This is a genomic window from Streptomyces sp. MK37H (assembly GCF_018035285.1).
GTDB lineage: Bacteria > Actinomycetota > Actinomycetes > Streptomycetales > Streptomycetaceae > Streptomyces > Streptomyces endocoffeicus.
The window spans coordinates 1-21,262 of record NZ_JAAAYH010000122.1; the positions used below are offsets into that span (position 1 = coordinate 1).

The window sequence follows — 21,262 nt, forward strand, 5'->3', positions numbered from 1 at the left end:
GCGGGCACCATGCCGCCCAGCAGGGCGGCCAGCACATTGAGGAACAGGAAGAGCAGCACCTCGTTGGCGAACCCGGGCCCGGCCTCCGAGGCGAGGGTGGCCCCGGTGCTGGTGAGCAGCAGCGTGAGCAGGGCCGGTCCGGCCACCCCGACCACCCAGCCCGCGATCAGCCGGGAGCGGCCCAGCCGGGCGCCGCGCGCCACCGGCAGCCCGCGGCCCTTGGCGACCTCGTCATGGGTGACGATGTGGACGTCCAGGTCCGGCCCGGACTCCCGGGCGACGGTGGCGCCCACCCCGGGTCCGAACATGTACTGCCAGGTCTTGCGGCGGCTGGAGCCGAGCACGATCTGGGTCGCGTTGACCCCACGGGCGAACTCCAGCAGCGCCCGGGGGATGTCCTCCCCTATGACGTGGTGGAAGGTGCCCCCGAGGTCTTCGACGAGGGTGCGCTGGACCGCCAGCTCCTTGGGCGAGGCCGAGGTCAGGCCGTCGCTGCGGGCGATGTAGACGGCGAGGATCTCGCTACCGGAGCCCTTGGCCGCCATCCGGGCGGCCCGGCGGATCAGCGTCCGCCCCTCCGGGCCGCCGGTCAGCCCGACGACGATGCGCTCACGCGCCTGCCAGGTGGAGCGGATGGAGTGCTCGTCGCGGTACTGCTGGAGGTATTCGTCCACCCGGTCGGCGGTCCACAGCAGGGCCAGCTCGCGCAGCGCGGTCAGGTTCCCGGGCCGGAAGTAGTTCGACAGCGCGGCATCCACCTTGTCGGGCGCGTAGATGTTGCCGTGCGCCATGCGGCGGCGCAGCGCCTGGGGCGACATGTCGACCAACTCGATCTGGTCGGCCCGGCGCACCACCTCGTCCGGGACGGTCTCGCGCTGGCGCACCCCCGTGATCGACTCCACCACGTCCCCCAGCGACTCCAGGTGCTGGATGTTGACGGTGGAGACGACGTCGATGCCCGCCCGCAGCAGCTCCTCGACGTCCTGCCAGCGCTTCTCGTTCCGGCAGCCGGGGACGTTGGTGTGGGCGAGCTCGTCGACGAGCGCGACGGCGGGGCGGCGCGCCAGCACCGCGTCCACGTCCATCTCGCTGAAGACGGACCCCCGGTACTCCACCTCCCGGCGGGGCACCTCCTCGAGCCCGTGCATCATCACCTGGGTGCGCCGGCGGCCGTGGTGCTCCACGAAGCCGACCACGAGGTCCGTGCCCCGCTCGACCCGGCGGTGCCCCTCGGAGAGCATCGCGTAGGTCTTGCCGACACCCGGTGCCGCACCGAGGTAGATCCGCAACTTTCCGCGTCCCATGCCCCTATTTTCCCTGTTCGGACGGCGCCTGAGCGCTCGGCGAGCTTCCGGCGGGCGATACCCGTCGAGCAAACCCCGCCCCCGGCCGGACCGGCCGTCCCTTGACGCCTCCCTTACGGCCGGCGGCGCCCTCTTGACGCGTCTCTGACGCGCGGCGCCGCCCGAACACCTCGGGGCAAAGCCCGAACGCCTCGGGGCAAACCCCGGGAAAAAGCCGGTGGGCCGTACTCCGCAGAGAAGAGTACGGCCCACCGGTAGACGCTCACATCGGGCCGGGCCTTACGCCGTCGGCTCAGCCGGACGCGAGCGAGCAGCCCGCCAAGGCGTCAAGACCGGAGGGGGCGGTCGAGCCCTGGCGGGAGATCGAGAGTTCGATGCGGTCGATCGTCGAGGCGCGCTTGTCCTTCAGCGGGCCGAGGATCGCGTTCTGTACGAAGTTGGGGCCGCCCTCGCCCGCGGAGGAGGCCAGCCGCTTGTTGGCCTCGTCGAGCTGGGTCTGGAGCAGCGCGATATTGCGGTCCACCTCGGCCTGGGCGGCGGCCGGTACGTCGCCGATCCCGGAGGCGACATCGGGGCAGCTGATGGTCTGGCCGGAGCCTGCGCCGGCCCCGCCGCCCTGCTCCGCTCCCCCGCCCTGCTCTTCCGCGGGCTGGGAAGCGGCGGCGGTCGGGCTCGCGGCGCCGCCCGCCTCGCCGCCCGCGCCGGTGTCGGAGCCCGCTCCCGCCCCGCCGTCCGACAGCGTGCACTCGGCGAGCGCGTCCAGCCCCGCCGGCTTCTCGGCGTGCCGTCCTATGGAGATCGCGATGCGGTCCAGGGTGGACTTCCGCTTGTCCGCCAGCGGCCCGAGGATGGCGTTCTGCACGAAGTTGGGGCCGCCCTCGCCCTGGCTGGTGCTGAGCCGCTTGTTGGCCTCCGCCAGCTGGGTGTCCAGCAGGGCGAGGTTGCGGTCCACCTCGGCCCGGGCCTCCGCCGGGATCTCCGGGAGGGAACCGGCGACGGCGGGGCAGCTGATGGCCGAGGCCGCCTTGGTCGACGCGCCGGCGTCGCCACTGCCGTCCTGACCGGCCATGGCGGCTCCCACCGCGACGGCCGCACAGGTGATACCGCCGATCGCCCCGGAGAGGAGGATTCTCCGGCGGTGGAGTAACGGAAGGCCACGCGACATCTGATCACTCACCTCGTTGAGGTCGGACAGGGGGTGTTCTCGCGACGCGCCTTCTCCCCCTCGGAGCGTCACAAGGTCTCGCGCCCATGAGTACGGCCGGTGCGGCGGGTGTGTTCAACGGGTTCCGGGAAAACCCCGAAAACCCGAAGGGAGGGCTCCGGAACATGCCGAAGGGGCCCGGGGGCCCTGCCCCGGGCCCCTTCCGGGCCTTGGTGCTCTGCCGTACGCGAGCTGCCGTGTACGAGCTCTCGTGCGCGAGGGCGGCTCAGCGCACCTCGGAGATCTCCGGGCCGCGCTGGAGCCGGTCGGCGCCGCCCGCGAACCGCGAGCCCTGTGCCTCGTCCTGCTGTACCCCGTCGGGCACCATCTGGGCGTCGTCCGGCAGCTTGAGGACGATCGGGTCGCGCGGGGCCATCGGGCCCTCGCCGCGCACCACGACCGTGTCCCGGAAGATCGCTTCCAGGAGGCTGCCGGTCTCGGGCTGCACCGCGCCCTGCCCGGAGATCACACCGCGCAGGAACCAGCGGGGCCCGTCCACGCCGACGAAGCGGACCACCTGCACACCGTTCTTGCCGTCCGGGAGCTGCACCGGCACCTGGGCGCGCAGCTCCCAGCCGAGCGGGCCCTCGACCTCGTCCACGATCCCGCCCTGCTGGGTGATGCCGGTGGCGATCTCGTCGCGCACCTCGCCCCAGATGCCTTCCTTCTTGGGCGCGGCGAACCCCTGGAGCTGCACGGCGCTGTCCCGCAGCACCACGGTCGCGGCGACGATCGCGTCCCCCGCGACCTCCACCCGCAGCTCCATGCCCTCCACGCCGGGCACGAACAGACCACCGAGGTCCACCCGGCCCTCGCCGGGCTCGCGCACCTCGGACACGTCCCAGGGGCCCTCGGGGCGCGGGGCCGGCGGCAGGCTCACCCGCCCGCTCTCCACGGGTGCGGCGGTGTCCTCAGCGCCCTCCGCGTCCTCCGCGTCCTCGGCCAACTCGTCGGAGGTCACGTCGAGCGACTCGACGTCCTCCTTGCTGCGCTTGCGGCGACGTCCGAACACGTCATCGTCCTTCCCGGTCGGAACCGACCGAAGCGTATCCATTCCCACCCGTTGTGCCGTCCACGGCGGCATGACCGCCGGTGGACCCGAAGCCCCCTTCGGCCCGCGCCGACCCGGGAAGCTCCGCCACCTCCTGGAAGCGCACCTTCTCGACCTGCTGGACGACCAATTGGGCGATCCGGTCGAAGCGCTCGAACCGCACGCTCTCGCGCGGGTCCAGATTGACCACGATCACCTTGATCTCTCCACGGTACCCGGCATCGATGGTCCCCGGGGCATTCACCATGGCGACGCCGCAGCGCGCGGCGAGTCCGGACCGTGGATGCACGAAGGCGGCATACCCGTCCGGGAGCGCGATAGACACTCCGGTGGGCAGAACCGCGCGCTCCCCGGGGGCCAGCTCGGCGGGCTCGGTGGTGACCAGGTCGGCCCCGGCGTCGCCGGGGTGGGCGTAGCCCGGGATCGGCACCTCGGGGTCCACCCTGCGGATCAGCACGTCGACGGGGAGCGGGCTCATGGGTTCACCTCGAAAGCGCGCGCGACCTTCACCTGATCCGGATCGGCGAGCGCCGCGTCGATCTCCTCCGCCCGGCCGTTCTCGATGAAGTGGTCGACCCGCACCTCTATGAAGAGGGCCTGCGCCCGCACCGCGACGGGGCCGTCGGGGGCGTCGATCCGGCCCGTGGCCGAGCAGTAGATCTTGCGGCCGTGCACGGCGTTCACCCGTGCCTCCAGGTGGAGCCCGGCGCCGACCGGCACGGGCCGTACGAAGTCCGTCTCCAGCCGCCCGGTCACCGCGATCACCCGCTGGAGCCAGTTGAGCGACCCGAGCGTCTCGTCCAGCGCCGCGGCCAGCACCCCGCCGTGGGCCAGGCCCGGCGCGCCCTGATGGCCGCCGCGCACGGTGAACTCGGCGGTGACGCTCACGCCCTCGCCCGCCCGTGTGGTCAGCCCCAGGCCCCGCGCCTGGTCGCCGCAGCCGAAGCACTGGTCGTAGTGCGCGCCGAGGGCCTCCCCGGGCGCGGGCGCGTCGGGGTGGCGCACGGGGGCCTTGGAGTCCTCCGGCGGCGTCAGCCCTGTCGTTCGTCCACTCACAACGGCTGACCTTACCCGCGAGAACTGTCCGGGTCGGCGGCCGTGCCAAGCTGATACGCATGCAGCCTTACGAAGAACGCCTCAGCGCGCCCCGTTCCTGGTGGTTCATCGCCGTCCTGATGGGAGTCTCAGTGGGGTTGATCATGCTGCCGTTCGGCACCCTGCCGATGCTCGGCGGGCTGATCGGCGGGGCGGCACTGGCCTGTGTGGCGGTGAGTTCGTACGGCTCGGCGCGGGTGCGCGTGGTGGCTGACTCGCTGGTGGCCGGCGAGGCGAAGATCCCGGTGTCGGCGCTGGGGACGCCCCAGGTGCTGGACGCCGCGGAGGCGGCCGCCTGGCGGACCTACAAGGCCGATCCGCGGGCGTTCATGCTGCTGCGCAGCTACATCCCGACCGCGCTGCGGGTGGATGTCACCGATCCGGAGGACCCAACACCGTATGTGTATGTGTCCACACGGAATCCGGAGGCGCTCGCCGCCGCGCTCACGGCCGTGCGCTCGGCGTGACAGGGGCGCGCGAGGAGCTCATTTCTCCAGGGCTACGGGGAGGTCCCAGGGGATCTGCTTGGCCCGCAGATCCTTGCGGACCTTGCGCGCGAGCTTCTTGGTGTCGCGCCGGTTCATCGCGGCTCCCACGGCCGCGCCGACCATGAAGGGCGCCAGGGACGGCATGTTCCGGAAGCTGCGTCTGAGGACCTGCTGCCGCAGCTCGCGCTTCATCTGGACGCCGAGAGCCGCGTTGACGGTCGCCGGCTGGGCGACGTCGATACCGCGCTCCTCGGCCCAGGCGCCGAGGTAGGCGACGGCGCGCTGGCGCGTGGAGCCGGGCGCACGCACCCCGTAGACCTCGTGCAGCTCGGCGATCAGCTTGAACTCTATGGAGGCCACGCCGACGATCTCGGCGGCCAGCTCGGTGGGCATGGCGGGCGGGGCCGGCAGCATCGCCGCGGCACCGACGCCCGCGCCCACTGTGGCGGTGCCGCCCGCGGCACCGGCCACCAGCTTGTCCGCGAGCTCTTCGGGGCCCAGCCCCGGGAACTGCTTGCGCAGCGTCGCGAGATCGCGGACAGCGATGCGTGGAGCATTCGCGATGATCCGGTCGGCGACCGCGTAGACCCCCGCTCTCGCGCGCTCACCGCCTCGTCGCACCCCACGGCCGACAGCGGTCGCGAGCGAGGCCATCCGGCCTCGCCCGGTCTCGTTCATGTCGTCGTGTTCCGCCTCCACGCCGACCCCGCGGCTCAGGCCGCGCAGTCGCGGCAGATCGGCTGGCCGTTCTTGGTCTCGGCGGCCAGCTGGCTGCGGTGGTGCACGAGGAAGCAGCTCATGCAGGTGAACTCGTCGGCCTGGCGGGGCAGGACCCGGACGGACAACTCCTCGTTGGAGAGGTCCGCACCGGGCAGCTCCAGGCCCTCGGCCTGCTCGAACTCATCCACGTCGACGGTGGACGCGGACTTGTCGTTCCGCCGGGCCTTCAGTTCCTCGATGCTGTCCTCGTTGACGTCATCGTCGGTCTTGCGTGGGGTGTCGTAATCCGTTGCCATGTCGCTCTCCCCCTCTGGGTGTCTGTGGTGTCTCCAGCGCACGTAACGCGTGAGAGGCCGGACTTGTGCCCGACCCGAGGCGGAGATTTTGCCTCACATCAAGGTCTGTTACTCAATCGACACCCAACCGCACCCCTGAAGAGGTGATCGGGTTGGATGGCCATCGGGACCGTACACGGTCCGAATGTCGCACTCACATGCGCCATGACGTGTACTTCCCGTGATCACGGCCCCTGAAAACCCGGATTTTCCCGGCTTTCCGTCAACCGTGACGATCACACAGAGTATATGGCCGGAAAATCGCCCATGTGATCGATCACACAGCCTACCTCGGGTGGGCGGATCCCGAAAATTCCGCCCAAAGCGAACACATCCCCGCGGGTCCCCGGCCGCGCGCTCTCCGGCGTCACACCGGCAGCACCACCCGTATCACCAGGCCACCTCCTTCGCGCGGCTCCGCCGCGATGCGGCCGCCGTGGGCGCGCGCCACGGAGCGCGCGATCGACAGCCCGAGGCCGACGCCCTTGTCGCTGCCGGTGCGCTCCGTACGGAGCCTGCGGAAGGGCTCGAAGATGTTGTCCATCTCGTAGGCGGGGATCACCGGGCCGGTGTTCGCGACCACCAGCACGGCCTGGCCCTGCCGGCTCTCGGTGGTGACCTCCACCCAGCCGTCCTGGGCCACGTTGTACCGCACCGCGTTCTGGACCAGATTCAGCGCGATCCGCTCCAGCAGCACCCCGTTGCCCTGGACCACCGCGGGGGCGCGCTGCCCGCGCAGCTCCACGCCCTTGTCCTCCGCCTCCGCCCGCACCTGCTCCAGCGCCTGGGAGGCCACCTCTGCGAGGTCCACCGGCTTGCGGTCGACGATCTCGTTGTCGCTGCGGGCCAGCAGCAGCAGGCCCTCCACCAGCTGCTCGCTGCGCTCGTTGGTGGCCAGCAGGGTCTTGCCCAGCTGGGTCAGCTCGGGGGACGCCTGGGGGTCCGAGAGCTGCACCTCCAGCAGGGTGCGGTTGATCGCCAGCGGGGTGCGCAGCTCGTGCGAGGCGTTGGCGACGAACCGCTGCTGGGCGGTGAACGCCCGGTCCAGGCGCGCCAGCATCTCGTCGAAGGTGTCGGCGAGCTCCTTGAGCTCGTCGTCCGGGCCGTCCAGCTCGATCCGGCGGGACAGGTCCGAGCCCGCCACCTGGCGCGCGGTCCGGGTGATCCGGCCGAGCGGCGAGAGCACCCGCCCGGCCATCGCGTAGCCGAAGGCGAAGGCGATCACGGACAGGCCCAGGAGGGCTATCAGGGAGCGGCGGAGCAGCCCGTCGAGGGCCAACTGGCGCTGCTCCTTCATACATGTGTTCAGGACCGCGTTGAACTGGTCGGGGCTGCTCTGGCCGATGATCTCGGGGCAGGTGTTGTTGGTCGGCTGGACGCTGCCGCCGACCAGCTTGAACGGCAGCTCGTTGCCGACGTGCAGGGCCTGGGCGGCCAGCAGGTAGATGATCGTCAGCAGCACCACCCCGGCGATCAGGAACATCCCGCCGTACAGCAGGGTGAGCCGTATCCGGATCGTGGGGCGCAGCCAGGGGTTGGGGCGCGAGCCGGCCTGCGGGTCCCAGCTGGGCTTGGGCGGCACCGTCGGCGGCAGCGGGGTCGGAGTCGTCGCCATGCCTGATCAGATCCGGTAACCCGAGCCGGGGACAGTGACGATCACGGCGGGCTCGCCCAGCTTGCGGCGCAGGGTCATCACGGTCACCCGCACCACGTTGGTGAACGGGTCGGTGTTCTCGTCCCAGGCCTTCTCCAGCAGCTGCTCCGCGGAGACCACGGCGCCCTCGCTGCGCATGAGCACCTCCAGCACCGCGAACTCCTTCGGCGCCAGCTGGATCTCCTTGCCGTCCCGGAACACCTCGCGGCGGTTGGGGTCCAGCTTGATCCCGGCACGCTCCAGGACGGGCGGCAGGGCGACGGTCGTCCGGCGGCCGAGCGCCCGGACGCGCGCGATCAGTTCGCTGAAGGCGAAGGGCTTGGGCAGATAGTCGTCCGCGCCGATCTCCAGGCCCTCGACCCGGTCGCTGACGTCGCCGGAGGCGGTGAGCATCAGCACACGGGTGGGGATGCCGAGTTCGACGATCTTGCGGCAGACGTCGTCGCCGTGCACGAGGGGCAGGTCCCGGTCGAGGACGACGACGTCATAGTCGTTGACGGCGATCCGCTCCAGGGCGGCGGCTCCGTCATACACGACGTCGACGGCCATGGCCTCCCGGCGTAGTCCGGTGGCCACCGCATCGGCGAGCAGCTGCTCGTCCTCGACGACGAGTACGCGCACGTCGTTGGTCCTTCCATGATTGCCGCAGTGGGCGGGGTGATCTCGCCGAACTCGATGAGTGTTCGGCGCCTCCATCCTGCCTCGAAGTCTCATAAACCGGCGGTAAGAGGGTCGCCGCGGGATCCCGAGTGCGGATCATGGCCGCGGCGGACGGGTCCGCGGCGGCCGGAACGCCGAATTCAGATTCTTTCGGGTCCGGAGGTTTCCCCCGAAGACGGGGTGGGGAGGACGACTGCACACCCGCGATCACGCCCTGTCCCCGGCATATCTGGCTGGCATTGCCGTCGGCAGGGGCCACTCACGTGATCAACCCGCTGTCGGCACACCCCCGTGCCACCGACCCACGACGAGGGGGCGCAACATGGACGCGTTCACCGCAGGCATTCTGCAGCGCATAGAGAACACCAAGTCCGATCTCATTCGCGCCCGTGAGACGGGCGACGACTTTCTTGTGGACGTGGAGCAGTCGGAGCTGGAAGACCTCCGTCGCCTCGCCGCCGAGCACGGCGTCGAAGTAAGCGCCTCGTTCGCTTGATCCCTTGTGGATTCCGGACCCGATCCAGATCCGGATTCCATGTGACCGTGTGACCGATTCCCATTCACCGCCGGATGGTGATCCAGAAAACCTCCGGTAACCACGCCGAAGCGCCCCGGTGTCCTCGTGACTCCGGGGCGCTTCCGTGTGTGTGGAGGGGGCCGGGGGCGGGATCAGTCGTGCCAGGCGCCCAGGTCGTCCAGAAGCCCCCGCAGCGGCTCGAAGAGGCCGGGGGCGGCGGCGATGGTCAGCTCGGTGGAGGCCGGGACGCCCGGCCGCCCTCCGGTGAGCGCGCCCGCCTCGCGCGCTATGAGCGCACCGGCCGCGAAGTCCCAGGGGTTGAGCCCGCGCTCGTAGTAGCCGTTGAGCCGACCGCAGGCCACATCGCACAGATCGATGGCGGCCGATCCACCACGCCGGATGTCCCGCACCCGCGGCAGCACCCCGCCCAGGACCCTGGCCTGCCCGATGCGGCGCTCGCGCACATACCCGAAGCCGGTGCCGATCAGCGATTCCTCGAGCGGCGCCGCGGGGCGGCAGTGCACCTGCTCCCCGTTCCGCCAGGCGCCCTGGCCCAGGACCGCGTGGAAGGTCTCGCCGCGCACCGGGGCGATCACCACCCCGGCGACCGTCTCGCCGTCCTTCTCGGCGGCGATGCTGACCGCCCACGACGGCAGGCCGTAGAGATAGTTCACGGTGCCGTCGAGCGGGTCGATCACCCAGCGCACCCCACTGCTGCCCTCGCTGCTGGAGCCCTCCTCCCCCAGCACTCCGTCCTGCGGGCGGCGGCGCGCGAGGAGGTCGGTGATCAGCTTCTCGGCGGCGATGTCCATCTCGGTGACGACGTCGATCGGGCTGGTCTTGGTGGCCGCCACCCCGAGGTCGGCCGGGCGGCCGTCGCGCAGCAGGTCCCCCGCGCCGCGGGCGGCCTCCAGCGCCGTCTCGAGGAGTTCGGTCATGAGCGGGTCGGTCATCGTGCTCCTTAGCGGATTGCCCGGAGGGGCGAGCGGCGGTGGCGGGCCGGGGCGGTGGGCGCGGTCGGCCGGGGCCCGGGGCGTGCGGGCGTGCGCGGTCAGTCGGCGCCCGCCGGTCGGAGCCCGGGGCGTGCGGGCGTGCGCGGTCAGTCGGCGCCCGCCGGTCGGAGCCCGGGGCGTGCGGGCGTGCGCGGTCAGTCGGCGCCCGCGGCGGCGGGGCGCGGCGACCGGGCCGGGCAGCAGCCCACCGGGCACACGTCATGGCTCGGGCCGAGGGCGCCCAGGGCGCAGCGCTCCGGGGCGGCTGCCGCCCGGCCCTCGGCGAAGCGCTCGGTGGCCGCGCGCTCCAGCACCAGATCGCGCACGCACGCGGCGAACCGCGGGTCGGCGCCGACGGTCGAGGCGCGGGAGACCGGCAGGCCGAGCTCGGCGGCCTTGGCCGTGGCCTCGGTGTCGAGGTCGTACTTGACCTCCATGTGGTCCGAGACGAAGCCGATCGGGACCATGACGACGGCGGGCGCGCCCTCGCCGTGCAGCTCCTCGAGGTGATCGCAGATGTCCGGCTCCAGCCAGGGGATGTGCGGGGCGCCGCTGCGCGACTGGTAGACCAGCCGCCAGGGGCGCTCGACGCCGGTCTCCTCGCGCACCGCGTCCGCGATCAGCCGGGCGACATCGAGATGCTGGGCGACGTACGCGCCGCCCTCCCCGTCCCCGGTGTGCGCCTCCACCGGGCCCGAGGTGTCGGCGGCGGCGGTCGGGATGGAGTGGGTGGTGAACGCGAGGTGGGCCCCGGCCCGCCGGTCCTCGGGCAGCTCCGCGAGGGCGGCCAGCGTGGTGTCCACCATGGGCCGCACGAAGCCGGGGTGGTTGAAGTAGTGCCGGAGCTTGTCGACGCGCGGCAGCGGCAGGCCCTCGCCCTCCAGGGCGGCCAGGGCGTCCGCGAGGTTCTCGCGGTACTGCCGGCAGCCCGAGTACGAGGCGTAGGCGCTGGTGGCCAGCACCAGGATCCGGCGGTGGCCGTCGGCGGCCATCTCGCGCAGGGTGTCGGTCAGATACGGCGCCCAGTTGCGATTGCCCCAGTAGACCGGCAGGTCCAGGCCGTGCTCGGCGAAGTCCTTGCGCAGCGCGTGCAGCAGCTCGCGGTTCTGCGCGTTGATCGGGCTGACCCCGCCGAAGAGGAAGTAGTGCCGGCCGACCTCCTTCAGCCGCTCGCGGGGGATGCCCCGCCCGCGTGTGACGTTCTCCAGGAACGGCACGACGTCATCGGGGCCCTCCGGACCGCCGAAGGAGAGCAACAGCAGTGCGTCATAGGGGTCGGCGGCAGGCTGTACTGACTGATCCGGCATGCTCCCGATCCTGCCACCCGCCGCTGACGGGCGGGAAACGGCCCTGCGCGAACCGGGGGCGGCCCGTAATCTGTATCAGCGCTCGACGATCCTTACCCTGCTCACGGCGGAGTCTGCCTTGCCCAGTGCCAGCCCCTACCGCGCGATCTTCGCCGCCCCCGGCGCCAAGGAGTTCTCCGCGGCCGGCTTCCTCGGGCGGATGCCGCTGTCCATGGCGGGCATCGGCGTGGTCACCATGGTCTCCGAACTCACCGGCCGGTACGGGCTCGCGGGCGCCCTGTCGGCCACGCTGGCGCTCTCCGCCGCCGTCATCGGACCGCAGATCTCCCGGCTGGTCGACCGGCACGGCCAGCGCCGGGTGCTGCGCCCCGCGACCCTCGTGGCGCTCACCGCCGTCTGCGGGCTGCTGCTGAGCGCGCACCGGGGCTGGCCGGACTGGACGCTGTTCGTCTTCGCCGCCGCGTCCGGCTGTGTGCCCAGTGTGGGCTCCATGGTGCGGGCCCGCTGGGCGGCGATCTACGAGGACTCCCCGCGCGAGCTGCACGCCGCGTACGCGTGGGAGTCCATCGTCGACGAGATCTGCTTCATCGTCGGGCCGGTCATCTCGATCGGGCTGTCCACCTCCTGGTTCCCCGAGGCGGGCCCGCTGCTGGCGGCCTGCTTCCTGGCGGCCGGGGTCTTCTCGCTGACCGCCCAGCGGGCCACCGAGCCCGTACCGCATCCGCGCGGGCACCACACCGGCGGTTCGGCGCTGCGCTCGCGCGGGCTCCAGGTGCTGGTGGCCACCTTCATGGCGACCGGCGCGATCTTCGGGGCGATCGACGTGGTGACGGTGGCCTTCGCCGAGGACGAGGGCCACAAGGGCGCGGCCAGTCTGGTCCTGGCGGTGTACGCGGCGGGCTCCTGCCTCGCAGGCGCGGTCTTCGGGGTGCTGCGGCTGAGCGGTCCGGTGTCCCGTCGTTGGTTGTGGGGTATTTGTGCGATCGCCGTGAGTATGATCCCGCTCCAACTGGTCGGGAACCTGCCGTTCCTGGCCGTGGCGCTCTTCGTCGCGGGCCTGGCCATCGCACCCACGATGGTCACCACCATGGCCCTTGTCGAACGGCACGTACCACGCGCGCATCTGACCGAGGGGATGACCTGGGTGAGCACCGGGCTCGCGGTCGGGGTGGCGCTCGGCTCGTCGGCCGCCGGATGGGTGGTGGACGCGGCCGGCGCCCGGGCGGGGTACGCGGTGCCGGCCGTGGCCGGGGCGCTCGCGGCCGCGGTGGCGTTCCTCGGGTACCGCCGGCTCCGGCCGGCGCCACAGCGGGAGGGGTCGGGTGCGGATGGCCGTCAGGACCGTGAAGACCGTACGGAGCAGCGTGTGGCGTAACTGGGCGGGGAACGTGATGGCCCGCCCGGCGCGGATCGTCGCCCCGTCGTCCACGCAGGAGCTGGCAGAGATGGTGCGCCGGGCGACGGCGGAGGGGCTGAAGGTGAAGGCGGTGGGCACCGGGCACTCCTTCACCACCGCGGCCGCCACCGACGGGCTGCTGATACGCCCCGACCGGATGGCGGGGGTGCGCGGGCTGGACCGCGAGGCGGGAACCGTGACCGTCGCCGCCGGCACACCGCTGCGGCAGCTCAACGAGACGCTGTCGGCCCATGGGCTGTCGCTGGTCAATATGGGCGACATCATGGAGCAGACGGTGGCCGGGGCGACCTCCACGGGCACTCATGGCACCGGCCGGGACAGCGCCTCGATCGCCGCCCAGATCAAGGGTCTGGAGCTGGTGACGGCGGACGGTTCGGTGCTGCGCTGTTCGGCGGAGGAGAACCCGGAGATCTTCGCGGCGGCCCGGATCGGGCTCGGCGCGCTCGGCGTGGTCAGCGAGATCACCTTCGGGGTGGAACCGGAGTTCCTGCTCTCGGCGCGCGAAGAGCCCATGCCCTTCGACCGCGTGATGGCCGATTTCGAACAGCTCGTGGCCGAGAACGAGCACTTCGAGTTCTACTGGTTCCCGCACACCGGCAACTGCAACACCAAGCGCAACAACCGCAGCACCGGCCCCGCAGCACCGGTGGGCCGGGTCAGCGGCTGGGTGGACGACGAACTGCTGTCCAACGGCATCTTCCAGGTGGCCTGTTCGGTGGGCCGGGCGGTCCCCGCCACCATCCCCGGAATCGCCAAAATCTCCAGCCGTGCCCTGTCCGCCCGGACCTACACGGACATCCCTTACAAAGTCTTCACCTCTCCGCGCCGGGTGCGGTTCCTGGAGATGGAGTACGCCGTGCCGCGCGAGGCCGCGGTCACCGTGCTGCGCGAGCTCAAGGCGACCGTCGAGCGGTCAGGACTGCGGGTCAGCTTCCCGGTGGAGGTGCGCACCGCGCCCGCCGACGACATCCCGCTGTCCACCGCCTCCGGGCGCGAGACCGCGTACATCGCCGTCCATCTGTACCGGGGCACTCCGCACCGGGCGTACTTCACGGCGGCCGAGCAGATCATGATCGCGCACGGCGGCCGTCCGCACTGGGGCAAGCTGCACAGCCGCGACGCCGCCTATCTGGCCGGGGTCTATCCCCGGTTCGGCGAGTTCGCGGCGGTGCGCGACCGGCTGGATCCGGACCGGCTGTTCACCAACGACTATCTGCGGCGGGTGCTCGGCGACTGACGCCTCACGGCGCGTCGGCCGACTGACGCCTCACGGCGCGTCGGCCGACTGACGCCTCACGGCCCGTCGGCCGACTGACGGGTCACGGCGCGTCGGTGGCGCCGGGCGTGGTGGGCGCGGGCTCGCCGGAAGCGTCCGTTCCGCCCTCCGTGGCACCGCCGGACGGGGTCCGGGAGAGGCCCGGGGTGGCGGGCGCGGAGGTGCCGGGCGCGGTCGCGCCGCCGGTGCCGCCGTTCTGGCCGGAGCCTTTGCCGGAGCCCTTGCCGGAGCCGGACGCTCCGGACGCGTCGGACGTCGGCGCGGTCGAGGCGTCGGCCGCGCCGCCCCCGCGGGAGGTGTCCGGGGACGGCGCCTCGTCGCCGCCCCGGGAGGAGCCGGGGCTCCGCGACGGGGCGGTCGGGTCCCGGCGCGAGGGGCCGGGGGTGGACTTCGACCCCGAGGAGCCGCTCACGCTGTCGCTGACGGTGGTTCCGCTCCGGTTCTCCCCCCAGACGTTGGACACCGGGCCGCCGGAGAACATCTCGATCCCCGTGATCACGCTCATGGCGGCGACGAAGACGGCGGCCGCCCCGACGGCGTGGCGCCGCCGGACCCGCAGCCGGGCGCCGTGCGTGGTCGGCTCGCCGTACTCACCGGCGGCCGGGGTCCGCGGCGGCGCGACCGGCTCGGCGGGCTCAGCAGACTCGGCGGGCGCGGCGGGCGCGGCGGGCGCGGCGGGCGCGACCGGCTCGGCGGACTCAGCGGGCGCGACCGGCTCGGCCGGACCGGCGGGACCGCCGTACCGCCGGCGCCCGGTCGGCCGCGTCTGGACCCGCACCTCCTTGATCTGCTCACCGGTGCGCCGGAACAGATGCTGGAAGACGGTGCCGCCCGCGGTCGCCACCACGCTCACCACACCGGCGCCCAGGATCGTCCCGTAGACGCCCAGTTTGGACGCGAGCACCGCGGCTGCGACGGCCGCCAGCGCGCTGCCGGCCACCTGGGCCACGCTCAGCTCGATCCGCCTGCTCTTGTGTTGTCCGTCGCTGTCGGCCTTGCCGTGCATCTCCCGCCTCGCTTGGACATTCGTTCCAGCCTGCAGGGAGAAGTGACCGATAAACGAAGCAGATCGTTCCGATTCTGTCGTTTCTGTGAAACTTGCCACCCAAATTGGGCCTCACTTCGAAGGATTCAGGCTGCCATCCCCCTCCCGGCCATGAACTCGGCTGGCGTGCCGCTCTACCTGAGCGGCCCGAATGGAGTACTGTGGCGAGCCCTGGCCCCGCTTTCCCGTCCGGCCGCCCGGACCCAACGGGAGGGGGCAGAGGGCGGCAATCAACCGGCCCGGGCAACTCGGCAAAGTTGTGGCAGGCTGCACCCGGGCAGGCCACACTCGTCTAGCGGGAGAGCAGCGACGCAACCGTGACGTCGGCAGGCACCACCCGGGAGGTCCCCATGCCCGAACTGCGTGTCGTGGCCGTCAGCAACGACGGCACACGGCTGGTGCTCAAGGCTGCGGACAGCACGGAGTACACACTTCCCATCGACGAGCGACTGCGCGCCGCGGTGCGCAACGACCGCGCTCGGCTCGGCCAGATCGAGATCGAGGTCGAGAGCCATCTGCGGCCCCGTGACATCCAGGCCCGTATACGTGCCGGCGCCACCGCCGAAGAGGTCGCGCAGATGGCGGGCATCCCCGTCGACCGCGTGCGGCGCTTCGAGGGCCCGGTGCTCGCGGAGCGCGCCTTCATGGCCGAGCGCGCCCGTAAGACTCCCGTGCGCCGCCCCGGCGAGAACACCGGACCGCAGCTCGGCGAGGCCGTCGCGGAGCGGCTGTTGCTGCGCGGCGCCGAGAAGGACACCACACAGTGGGACTCCTGGCGGCGCGACGACGGCACCTGGGAGGTGCTGCTGGTCTACCGGGTCGCCGGTGAGCCGCACTCGGCGAGCTGGACCTACGACCCGCCCCGGCGGCTGGTCCAGGCGGTGGACGACGAGGCGCGGGCGCTGATCGGCGAGGCCGACGACACGCCCGAGCCCAGCTTCCCGTTCGTGCCGCGGATCGCCCGGCTGCCGCGCGACCGGGACAGGGACCGCGATCGCGACAGGGACCGGGACCGGGACCGGACGTCACCCGAGCGCCTCGGCGACGACGACGCCCCGGCACCCGCGTCCGCGTCCGTGTCGCTGGACGACGGTCTCGGCGAGCGGGACTCGCTCACCAGCCTGCTGGAGGCCGTGCCCAACTTCCGGGGCGACATGGTCGTGCCCGAGGCGCCGGTCGCGTCGGCGGCCCCGCCGCCGGACGAGCCCACCGAGGAGCCGGAGGCCGTCGAGCCGCCCGCCTCCGCGGCGAGCGCGGGTTCGGCGTACGCGGATGTGCTGATGCCGCGCTCGGTGGCGGGCCACCGCGACCGGCTGACCGGTACGACGGACCGCCAGGCGGAGGCGGACGGCGTCCGCCCGGGCCGCCGGGCCGCGGTGCCGAGTTGGGACGAGATCGTCTTCGGCACCCGCCGCAAGAAGCAGGAGTAGCGGCTGCCGCCGCGCCGACGGGCCCTGCCACCGCACGCCGGTGGCAGGGCCCGTCGGTGTGGTCAGCCCCGCTCGGGGCCGGTGGCCACCGGGCGGGCGCCGTCCGAGGACCATTCGCTCCAGGAGCCGACGTACAGGGCCGCCGGAACGCCCGCGACCGCCAGCGCCAGCACCTGGTGCGCGGCCGAGACCCCGGAGCCGCAGTACACCCCGACCTCGGCGTCCCCGGTGGCGCCCAGGGCCGCGAACCGCTCGGCCAGCCGCTCGGCGGGCAGGAAGTGGCCGTCGTCCGTGACGTTCTCCGCCGTGGGGGCGGAGACCGCGCCCGGGATATGGCCGCCGACGGGGTCGATGGGCTCGACCTCCCCCCGGTAGCGCTCGCCCGCACGCGCGTCCAACAGCACCCCGCGCCGCGCGAGCGCCGCCGCGTCGTCCGCCTCCAGCAACGGCAGCGCCCCGGGGCGCGGGACGAAGTCGCCCTCGGGCGCGTCCGGCACCTCGGTGGTCAGCGAGCCGCCGGCCGCCGTCCAGGCGGGCAGACCTCCGTCGAGCACCCGGACGGACGGATGCCCCGCCCAGCGCAGCAGCCACCATGCGCGCGCCGCGGCCCACCCCTGTCCGCCGTCGTACGCCACCACGCGCCGGTCCTGGCTCACCCCGGCCCGGCGCATCGCCGCCGCGAACGCGGAAAGATCGGGCAGGGGGTGGCGGCCGGACTTTCCGGGCGGGCCCGCGAGCTCGGTGTCGAGGTCGACGTAGACGGCACCGGGCAGATGCCCCGCCTCGTATGCGGGGCGGCCGGGAGGCCCGCCGAGCTGCCAGCGCACATCGAGCAGGAGCGGAGGATGATCCTCCGCCAGCTCGCTCATGAGATCGGATGCGGTGATGATGGCATGCATAGGGATCATCCTTGCGTAGGTGTCTCTGCGTCGATTGGACCACCCGGTCACCCGGTGTACGTCCGGGTGACACCAGAGCGCAATGAAGCCGAAACGGATGTGCGGTAATAATTCGGGCATTCTGCTTCGAGGCACGGCGAATTGCCGCTCCGCCAGGGCGCTATGTGCGACAGGTGGTGCAAACATCTGTCGGGCCCCCCGCATCAGCACCTCCGCACGACCGCCCCGCGCCGCCGACCGGCCCGGGGCCGTACGTCCACCACGATGGTCCGAGGAGAGAATGACGTATGACCGAGGCAGCGACTCGGCGCACACCGGGCACGCCCTGCTGGACGAGTCTGATGGTGCACAGCCTTGCCGCGACACAGGACTTCTACCACTCCCTGTTCGGCTGGGAGTTCACGCCGGGCCCCCAGCAGCTCGGCGCGTATGTCCGCGCGGTCCAGGGCGGCCGGCCGGTCGCCGGGTTGAGCGAGCTGCCTCCGGAACGCCATCTGCCCGTGGCCTGGATGACCTATCTGGCCTCCGACGACGCCGATGAGACCGCCGAGATGATCCGCGCGTGCGGCGGCACCGTGGCGGTGGGCCCGCTGGACGCCGACGAGGCCGGCCGCATGCTGATCGCCGCCGACCCCGAGGGCGCGGTGTTCGGGGTGTGGCAGGAGTGCACCTACGCGGCGGCGGAGCCCGGGGCGCCGGGCACTCCGGTCTGGCACGAGCTGCTGACCCGCGACGGCACCGGGGTGCTGAAGTTCTACAAGATGGTCTTCGGCTATCAGGCGGAGGCGGCGGCCCCGGAGGAGCCGGGCTGCCGCACCCTGTGGCTGGACGGCCGGCCGGTCTGCGCGATCCAGAGCGTGGGCGACGCCCTGCCGCGCGACCGGGGCCCGTACTGGATGACCCACTTCTCGGTGGACGATGTGGACGAGACGGTGCGCCGGGTGACCGCGCTGGGCGGTCAGGTGGTGCGGCCGCCGTCGCGGGGAGCGGCCGGCCATCGGGCCACGGTGCGGGACCCGGAGGGAGCCGCCTTCACCGTCGTGCGGCGCACGGAGGGATGAGCGGGAGGGCAGGGGGGCCATGAGCCGGGCGCCGGCCGGAGGGCCGGGCTCCGGGCCACGGGAGGACGCCGTCAGTCGACGGGCAGCACATCCGGCGACAGGGCGGCGGCGCGCGCCCGGGCGGCCGTCATCCGGCGCCGGTGGTGGCGCCGGCACAGCACCTCGTAACCGACCTCGCTCCCCGGCCGGTTGACGTCGCCCACGACCACCTGGGCGCCCTCGACGACCATCTGGCCGCCGATGGTACGGGCGTTGTGCGTCGCCCGGGCGCCGCACCAGCACAACGCCTCCACCTGCAGCACCTCCACCCGGTCGGCGAGCTCCACCAGGCGCTGGGAGCCGGGGAAGAGCTTGCTGCGGAAGTCGGTGGTGATGCCGAAGGCGAAGACGTCCACCTCCAGGTCGTCCACCACCCGGGCGAGTTGGTCGATCTGCGGCGGGGTCAGGAACTGCGCCTCGTCCGCGATGACGTAGTCGACCCGGCCCCCGGCGGTCAGCGCCTGGACCACATGGGTGTAGAAGTCGAGGTCGTCGGCGACCTCGATGGCCTCGGTGGCCAGCCCGAGCCGCGAGGAGAGCTTGCCCTCGCCCTCCCGGTCGTCCCGGGTGTAGATCATCCCCTGGAGCCCGCGCGCCGAGCGGTTGTGCTGGATCTGCAGAGCGAGGGTGCTCTTTCCGCAGTCCATCGTTCCGGAAAAGAACACCAGCTTGGGCATGAGGAGGCGGGGCCTTTCGTAGGGCGGGGGTGACCGGGGCGGCGTGAACGGGGGGCGCTCAGGAGCGTACTTCGAGGAGCGGCACCAGCTGCTCCAGGGGGGTCATCGAACCGTGCAGCCCGACCATGGCGGACTCCTTCGGCTCGGTGTGCGAGGCGACGATCGCGACGTCGTCGCGCGCGGCGGCCACGATATCGCCGATCCGCCGGTACACCCGGTCGTCGACGCCCTTACCGCCGCCATCGGCACCGCCGGGCCCGCCGAACCAGCCCGCCTCGATGGCCTCGTCACGGCCGGCCACCCACATCCGCTCCCCCAGCACCTCGCGCCAGACGGCCAGCACATCGCCCGCGGCGCCGGGAACGGCGTACACATGGCGGGCGCGGCCCTCGCCGCCGAGCAGCGAGACGCCCGCGCGCAGCTCCCAGTCCTCGTCGAAGTCGATGCGCGACTCCGGGTCGAAGGGGATGTCGATCATGCCGTGGTCGGCGGTGACATAGAGCGCCGAGCGGGGCGGCAGCCGCTCGGCGAGCCGCTGGGCGAGCCCGTCGACATAGCGGAGCTGATCGCGCCACTCCGGCGAGTCCACGCCGAAGCGGTGCCCCTTGCCGTCCACCTCGCTGTAGTACGTGTAGACGAGCGAGCGGCCCGCGGCGCCGAGCTGGTCGGCCGCGAGGTCCATCCGCTCCTCACCGGTGAGCCGCCCGTGAAAGGTGCCGCCGCTGAGCGCGACCTTGGTGAGCGGGGTCTCGGCGAAGGTGGGCGCGGAGACCTGGCAGGTGTGCACGCCCGCGGCGTCGGCGAGCTGGAAGACGGTCGGATACGGCTGCCAGGCGTGCGGCTCCGTCCAGGGCTGCCAGCGCAGCTGATTCATCAGCTGGCCGGTGTCCGGGTCCAGCACCGTGTAGCCGGGCAGGCCGTGGGCGCCGGGAGGCAGTCCGGTGCCGACCGAGGCGAGCGAGGTCGCGGTGGTGGACGGGAAGCCCGCGGTGAGCGGCTCCCCCGAACCGTTCAGCGAACTCGGCAGCAGCGAGGCCAGAAAGGGCGCCTCGTCGGGGTGGGCGCGCAGCAGCTCCCAGCCGAGGCCGTCCACCAGGAAGACGCAGACGCGGTCGGCGGGGGCCAGCACCAGATCGGAGGAGAGCCCCGGGACCTCCTGGCCGGCGGCCACGGCGGGCAGCAGATCGGCGAGCGAGCCGGTGCCGTACCGCGGCAGGGGCGCGGAGCGCGGGTCGAGCGGGGTGGGCTCGGGCCAGAAGGAGGCGGTGGAGGGCAGCGGGCCGGTGGCGGAGCCGGACATCAGCGGCCGGTGTCCGGGGTGGCCGCGGTGGCCTCGGAGAGCGCCTGGGCGAAGGCGAGGGTCTGACGGACGGTGTCGGGGCCGTCCCCGGCCTCGCTGACGCGCAGGCTGAGGTCGTCGGCGGTGGAGGAGCCGGTGTAGCCGTGGTCGGCCTCGCAGTTGGGGTCGCCGCAGGCGGCGGGCTCCAGGTCCAGGCGGCTGACGGCGCCCCAGCCGATGGTCAGCACGACCTCGCGGGGCAGCGTGCCCGGGGTGTACGACTCGGGGTTGGCGACGACGCGGCTGAGCACGACCGAGGAGATCCGCTGGAGCTTCACGGACTCGGTGGAGGTGGTGGCGTACGGCGACGGGGAGGTGCCGTCCGCGGCCTGCTCGTCGGTGTGGCTGACGATGAAGCGATTGTCCGTGAGGACCAGCACCGTCACATGGCGGCGGACCTCGTTGGCGTCGAAGGTGGTCTCCTGGTGGACCAGGTACGACGCGATGGGCTCGCCGCCCACGGCGGCCTCCACCGCCTCGGCCACGAGTGCCGGGTAATAGCCGCTGCGCTCGATCGCCGCGCGCAGCCCCTGGGTCGTCGTACCGGTCTTCGCCATGTGCACCATCCTACGGGGCGACGCCGACACGGGCGCCCGTGCCCGTGAAGGCTCGGACGACTCCCGCCAAGGTTCGGACGACCGCACACCAGGGTTCGGACGACTCGGCAGGCGGCTCAGTAGGCGGGCATGTGGCGGGGACCGAGGTCGGTGCGCGGGGGCGGCGGGGCTAGCCGCGCCGAGGCGCCGAGAACG

At 72.5% G+C, this 21,262-nt stretch carries 22 protein-coding genes and 1 pseudogene; 6 read left to right on the plus strand and 17 right to left on the minus strand.

What is annotated here, in order from left to right:
- The 5 genes from GWI24_RS18885 to GWI24_RS18905 form a co-directional block, all read right to left on the minus strand.
- Positions 1-1,304, minus strand: a 1,304-nt coding sequence (locus GWI24_RS18885; RefSeq protein ID WP_210947122.1) for a universal stress protein, incomplete at its 3' end; no start/stop codon positions are given.
- Between the two features lie 292 nt (positions 1,305-1,596).
- Positions 1,597-2,469, minus strand: coding sequence for a hypothetical protein (locus GWI24_RS18890; RefSeq protein WP_210947123.1), 873 nt, complete (start codon positions 2,467-2,469; stop codon positions 1,597-1,599).
- 265 nt (positions 2,470-2,734) lie between these two features.
- Positions 2,735-3,520 (minus strand): DUF3710 domain-containing protein, encoded by a 786-nt coding sequence (locus tag GWI24_RS18895; protein WP_210947124.1) that lies wholly within the window; start codon positions 3,518-3,520, stop codon positions 2,735-2,737.
- A gap of 1 nt (position 3,521) precedes the next feature.
- Positions 3,522-4,037 carry a dUTP diphosphatase gene (gene dut / locus GWI24_RS18900; RefSeq protein WP_210947125.1) on the minus strand — a complete coding sequence of 172 codons (516 nt, stop codon included), beginning with the start codon at positions 4,035-4,037 and terminating at the stop codon, positions 3,522-3,524.
- The gene (locus GWI24_RS18905; RefSeq protein ID WP_210947126.1) at positions 4,034-4,615 is read right to left on the minus strand and encodes a PaaI family thioesterase; all 582 of its coding nucleotides are present in this window, start codon (positions 4,613-4,615) and stop codon (positions 4,034-4,036) included. The genes dut and GWI24_RS18905 overlap by 4 nt, the downstream gene beginning before the upstream one ends.
- A gap of 59 nt (positions 4,616-4,674) precedes the next feature.
- On the opposite strand from GWI24_RS18905, the gene GWI24_RS18910 reads away from it, so the two are divergent.
- Positions 4,675-5,121, plus strand: a complete 447-nt coding sequence (locus GWI24_RS18910; RefSeq protein WP_210947127.1) for a DUF3093 domain-containing protein — start codon at positions 4,675-4,677, stop codon at positions 5,119-5,121.
- A gap of 18 nt (positions 5,122-5,139) precedes the next feature.
- Here GWI24_RS18910 and GWI24_RS18915 read toward each other — a convergent pair whose 3' ends face one another.
- The 4 genes from GWI24_RS18915 to GWI24_RS18930 form a co-directional block, all read right to left on the minus strand.
- The gene (locus tag GWI24_RS18915) at positions 5,140-5,841 is read right to left on the minus strand and encodes a hypothetical protein (protein WP_210947128.1); all 702 of its coding nucleotides are present in this window, start codon (positions 5,839-5,841) and stop codon (positions 5,140-5,142) included.
- Positions 5,842-5,855: 14 nt separating this feature from the next.
- Positions 5,856-6,158, minus strand: coding sequence for a DUF4193 domain-containing protein (locus GWI24_RS18920; RefSeq protein WP_009714537.1), 303 nt, complete (start codon positions 6,156-6,158; stop codon positions 5,856-5,858).
- 406 nt (positions 6,159-6,564) lie between these two features.
- On the minus strand, positions 6,565-7,812 hold the full coding sequence (locus GWI24_RS18925) for a HAMP domain-containing sensor histidine kinase (protein WP_210947129.1): 1,248 nt from the start codon (positions 7,810-7,812) through the stop codon (positions 6,565-6,567).
- Positions 7,813-7,818: 6 nt separating this feature from the next.
- Complete coding sequence (locus tag GWI24_RS18930) at positions 7,819-8,472, minus strand: response regulator transcription factor (RefSeq protein ID WP_014055413.1); 654 nt, start codon at positions 8,470-8,472, stop codon at positions 7,819-7,821.
- Positions 8,473-8,833: 361 nt separating this feature from the next.
- On the opposite strand from GWI24_RS18930, the gene GWI24_RS18935 reads away from it, so the two are divergent.
- The gene (locus GWI24_RS18935) at positions 8,834-9,007 is read left to right on the plus strand and encodes a hypothetical protein (protein ID WP_020867951.1); all 174 of its coding nucleotides are present in this window, start codon (positions 8,834-8,836) and stop codon (positions 9,005-9,007) included.
- Between the two features lie 173 nt (positions 9,008-9,180).
- On the opposite strand, the gene GWI24_RS18940 is transcribed toward GWI24_RS18935, so the two are convergent.
- Both GWI24_RS18940 and GWI24_RS18945 read right to left on the minus strand, forming a co-directional pair.
- A complete protein-coding gene (locus GWI24_RS18940) occupies positions 9,181-9,981 on the minus strand; it encodes an inositol monophosphatase family protein (RefSeq protein ID WP_210947130.1) in 801 nt (266 codons plus the stop codon).
- Between the two features lie 194 nt (positions 9,982-10,175).
- Entirely contained in the window at positions 10,176-11,327 is a 1,152-nt protein-coding gene (locus GWI24_RS18945) for a ferrochelatase (protein WP_210947131.1), read from the minus strand.
- 118 nt (positions 11,328-11,445) lie between these two features.
- Here GWI24_RS18945 and GWI24_RS18950 point away from each other — a divergent pair, with 118 nt between their 5' ends.
- Both GWI24_RS18950 and GWI24_RS18955 read left to right on the plus strand, forming a co-directional pair.
- Positions 11,446-12,702: an MFS transporter gene (locus GWI24_RS18950; protein ID WP_210947132.1), complete on the plus strand. Its 1,257-nt coding sequence runs from the start codon at positions 11,446-11,448 to the stop codon at positions 12,700-12,702.
- Entirely contained in the window at positions 12,656-13,981 is a 1,326-nt protein-coding gene (locus GWI24_RS18955) for a D-arabinono-1,4-lactone oxidase (protein ID WP_210947133.1), read from the plus strand. The genes GWI24_RS18950 and GWI24_RS18955 overlap by 47 nt, the downstream gene beginning before the upstream one ends.
- 82 nt (positions 13,982-14,063) lie before the next feature.
- On the opposite strand, the gene GWI24_RS18960 is transcribed toward GWI24_RS18955, so the two are convergent.
- Positions 14,064-15,026: a hypothetical protein gene (locus GWI24_RS18960; RefSeq protein ID WP_210947134.1), complete on the minus strand. Its 963-nt coding sequence runs from the start codon at positions 15,024-15,026 to the stop codon at positions 14,064-14,066.
- Between the two features lie 389 nt (positions 15,027-15,415).
- Between GWI24_RS18960 and sepH the strand changes: the two genes are divergently transcribed.
- Positions 15,416-16,495 carry a septation protein SepH gene (gene sepH, locus GWI24_RS18965; protein ID WP_210947135.1) on the plus strand — a complete coding sequence of 360 codons (1,080 nt, stop codon included), beginning with the start codon at positions 15,416-15,418 and terminating at the stop codon, positions 16,493-16,495.
- Positions 16,496-16,557: 62 nt separating this feature from the next.
- Here the strand turns inward: sepH and GWI24_RS18970 are convergent, their stop codons facing one another.
- Positions 16,558-17,394 carry a sulfurtransferase gene (locus GWI24_RS18970; RefSeq protein ID WP_210947136.1) on the minus strand — a complete coding sequence of 279 codons (837 nt, stop codon included), beginning with the start codon at positions 17,392-17,394 and terminating at the stop codon, positions 16,558-16,560.
- A 287-nt stretch (positions 17,395-17,681) separates the two neighbouring features.
- Between GWI24_RS18970 and GWI24_RS18975 the strand changes: the two genes are divergently transcribed.
- The gene (locus GWI24_RS18975) at positions 17,682-18,455 is read left to right on the plus strand and encodes a VOC family protein (protein ID WP_210947137.1); all 774 of its coding nucleotides are present in this window, start codon (positions 17,682-17,684) and stop codon (positions 18,453-18,455) included.
- A 71-nt stretch (positions 18,456-18,526) separates the two neighbouring features.
- Here GWI24_RS18975 and GWI24_RS18980 read toward each other — a convergent pair whose 3' ends face one another.
- The 4 genes and pseudogenes from GWI24_RS18980 to GWI24_RS46865 form a co-directional block, all read right to left on the minus strand.
- A complete protein-coding gene (locus GWI24_RS18980; RefSeq protein ID WP_210947138.1) occupies positions 18,527-19,171 on the minus strand; it encodes a thymidine kinase in 645 nt (214 codons plus the stop codon).
- Positions 19,172-19,229: 58 nt separating this feature from the next.
- Positions 19,230-20,471: an alkaline phosphatase family protein gene (locus GWI24_RS18985; protein ID WP_210947139.1), complete on the minus strand. Its 1,242-nt coding sequence runs from the start codon at positions 20,469-20,471 to the stop codon at positions 19,230-19,232.
- Positions 20,471-21,067: a DUF5998 family protein gene (locus GWI24_RS18990; protein ID WP_210947140.1), complete on the minus strand. Its 597-nt coding sequence runs from the start codon at positions 21,065-21,067 to the stop codon at positions 20,471-20,473. The genes GWI24_RS18985 and GWI24_RS18990 overlap by 1 nt, the downstream gene beginning before the upstream one ends.
- 116 nt (positions 21,068-21,183) lie before the next feature.
- Positions 21,184-21,262: pseudogene (locus tag GWI24_RS46865) on the minus strand (acyl-CoA synthetase); the annotation flags it as partial.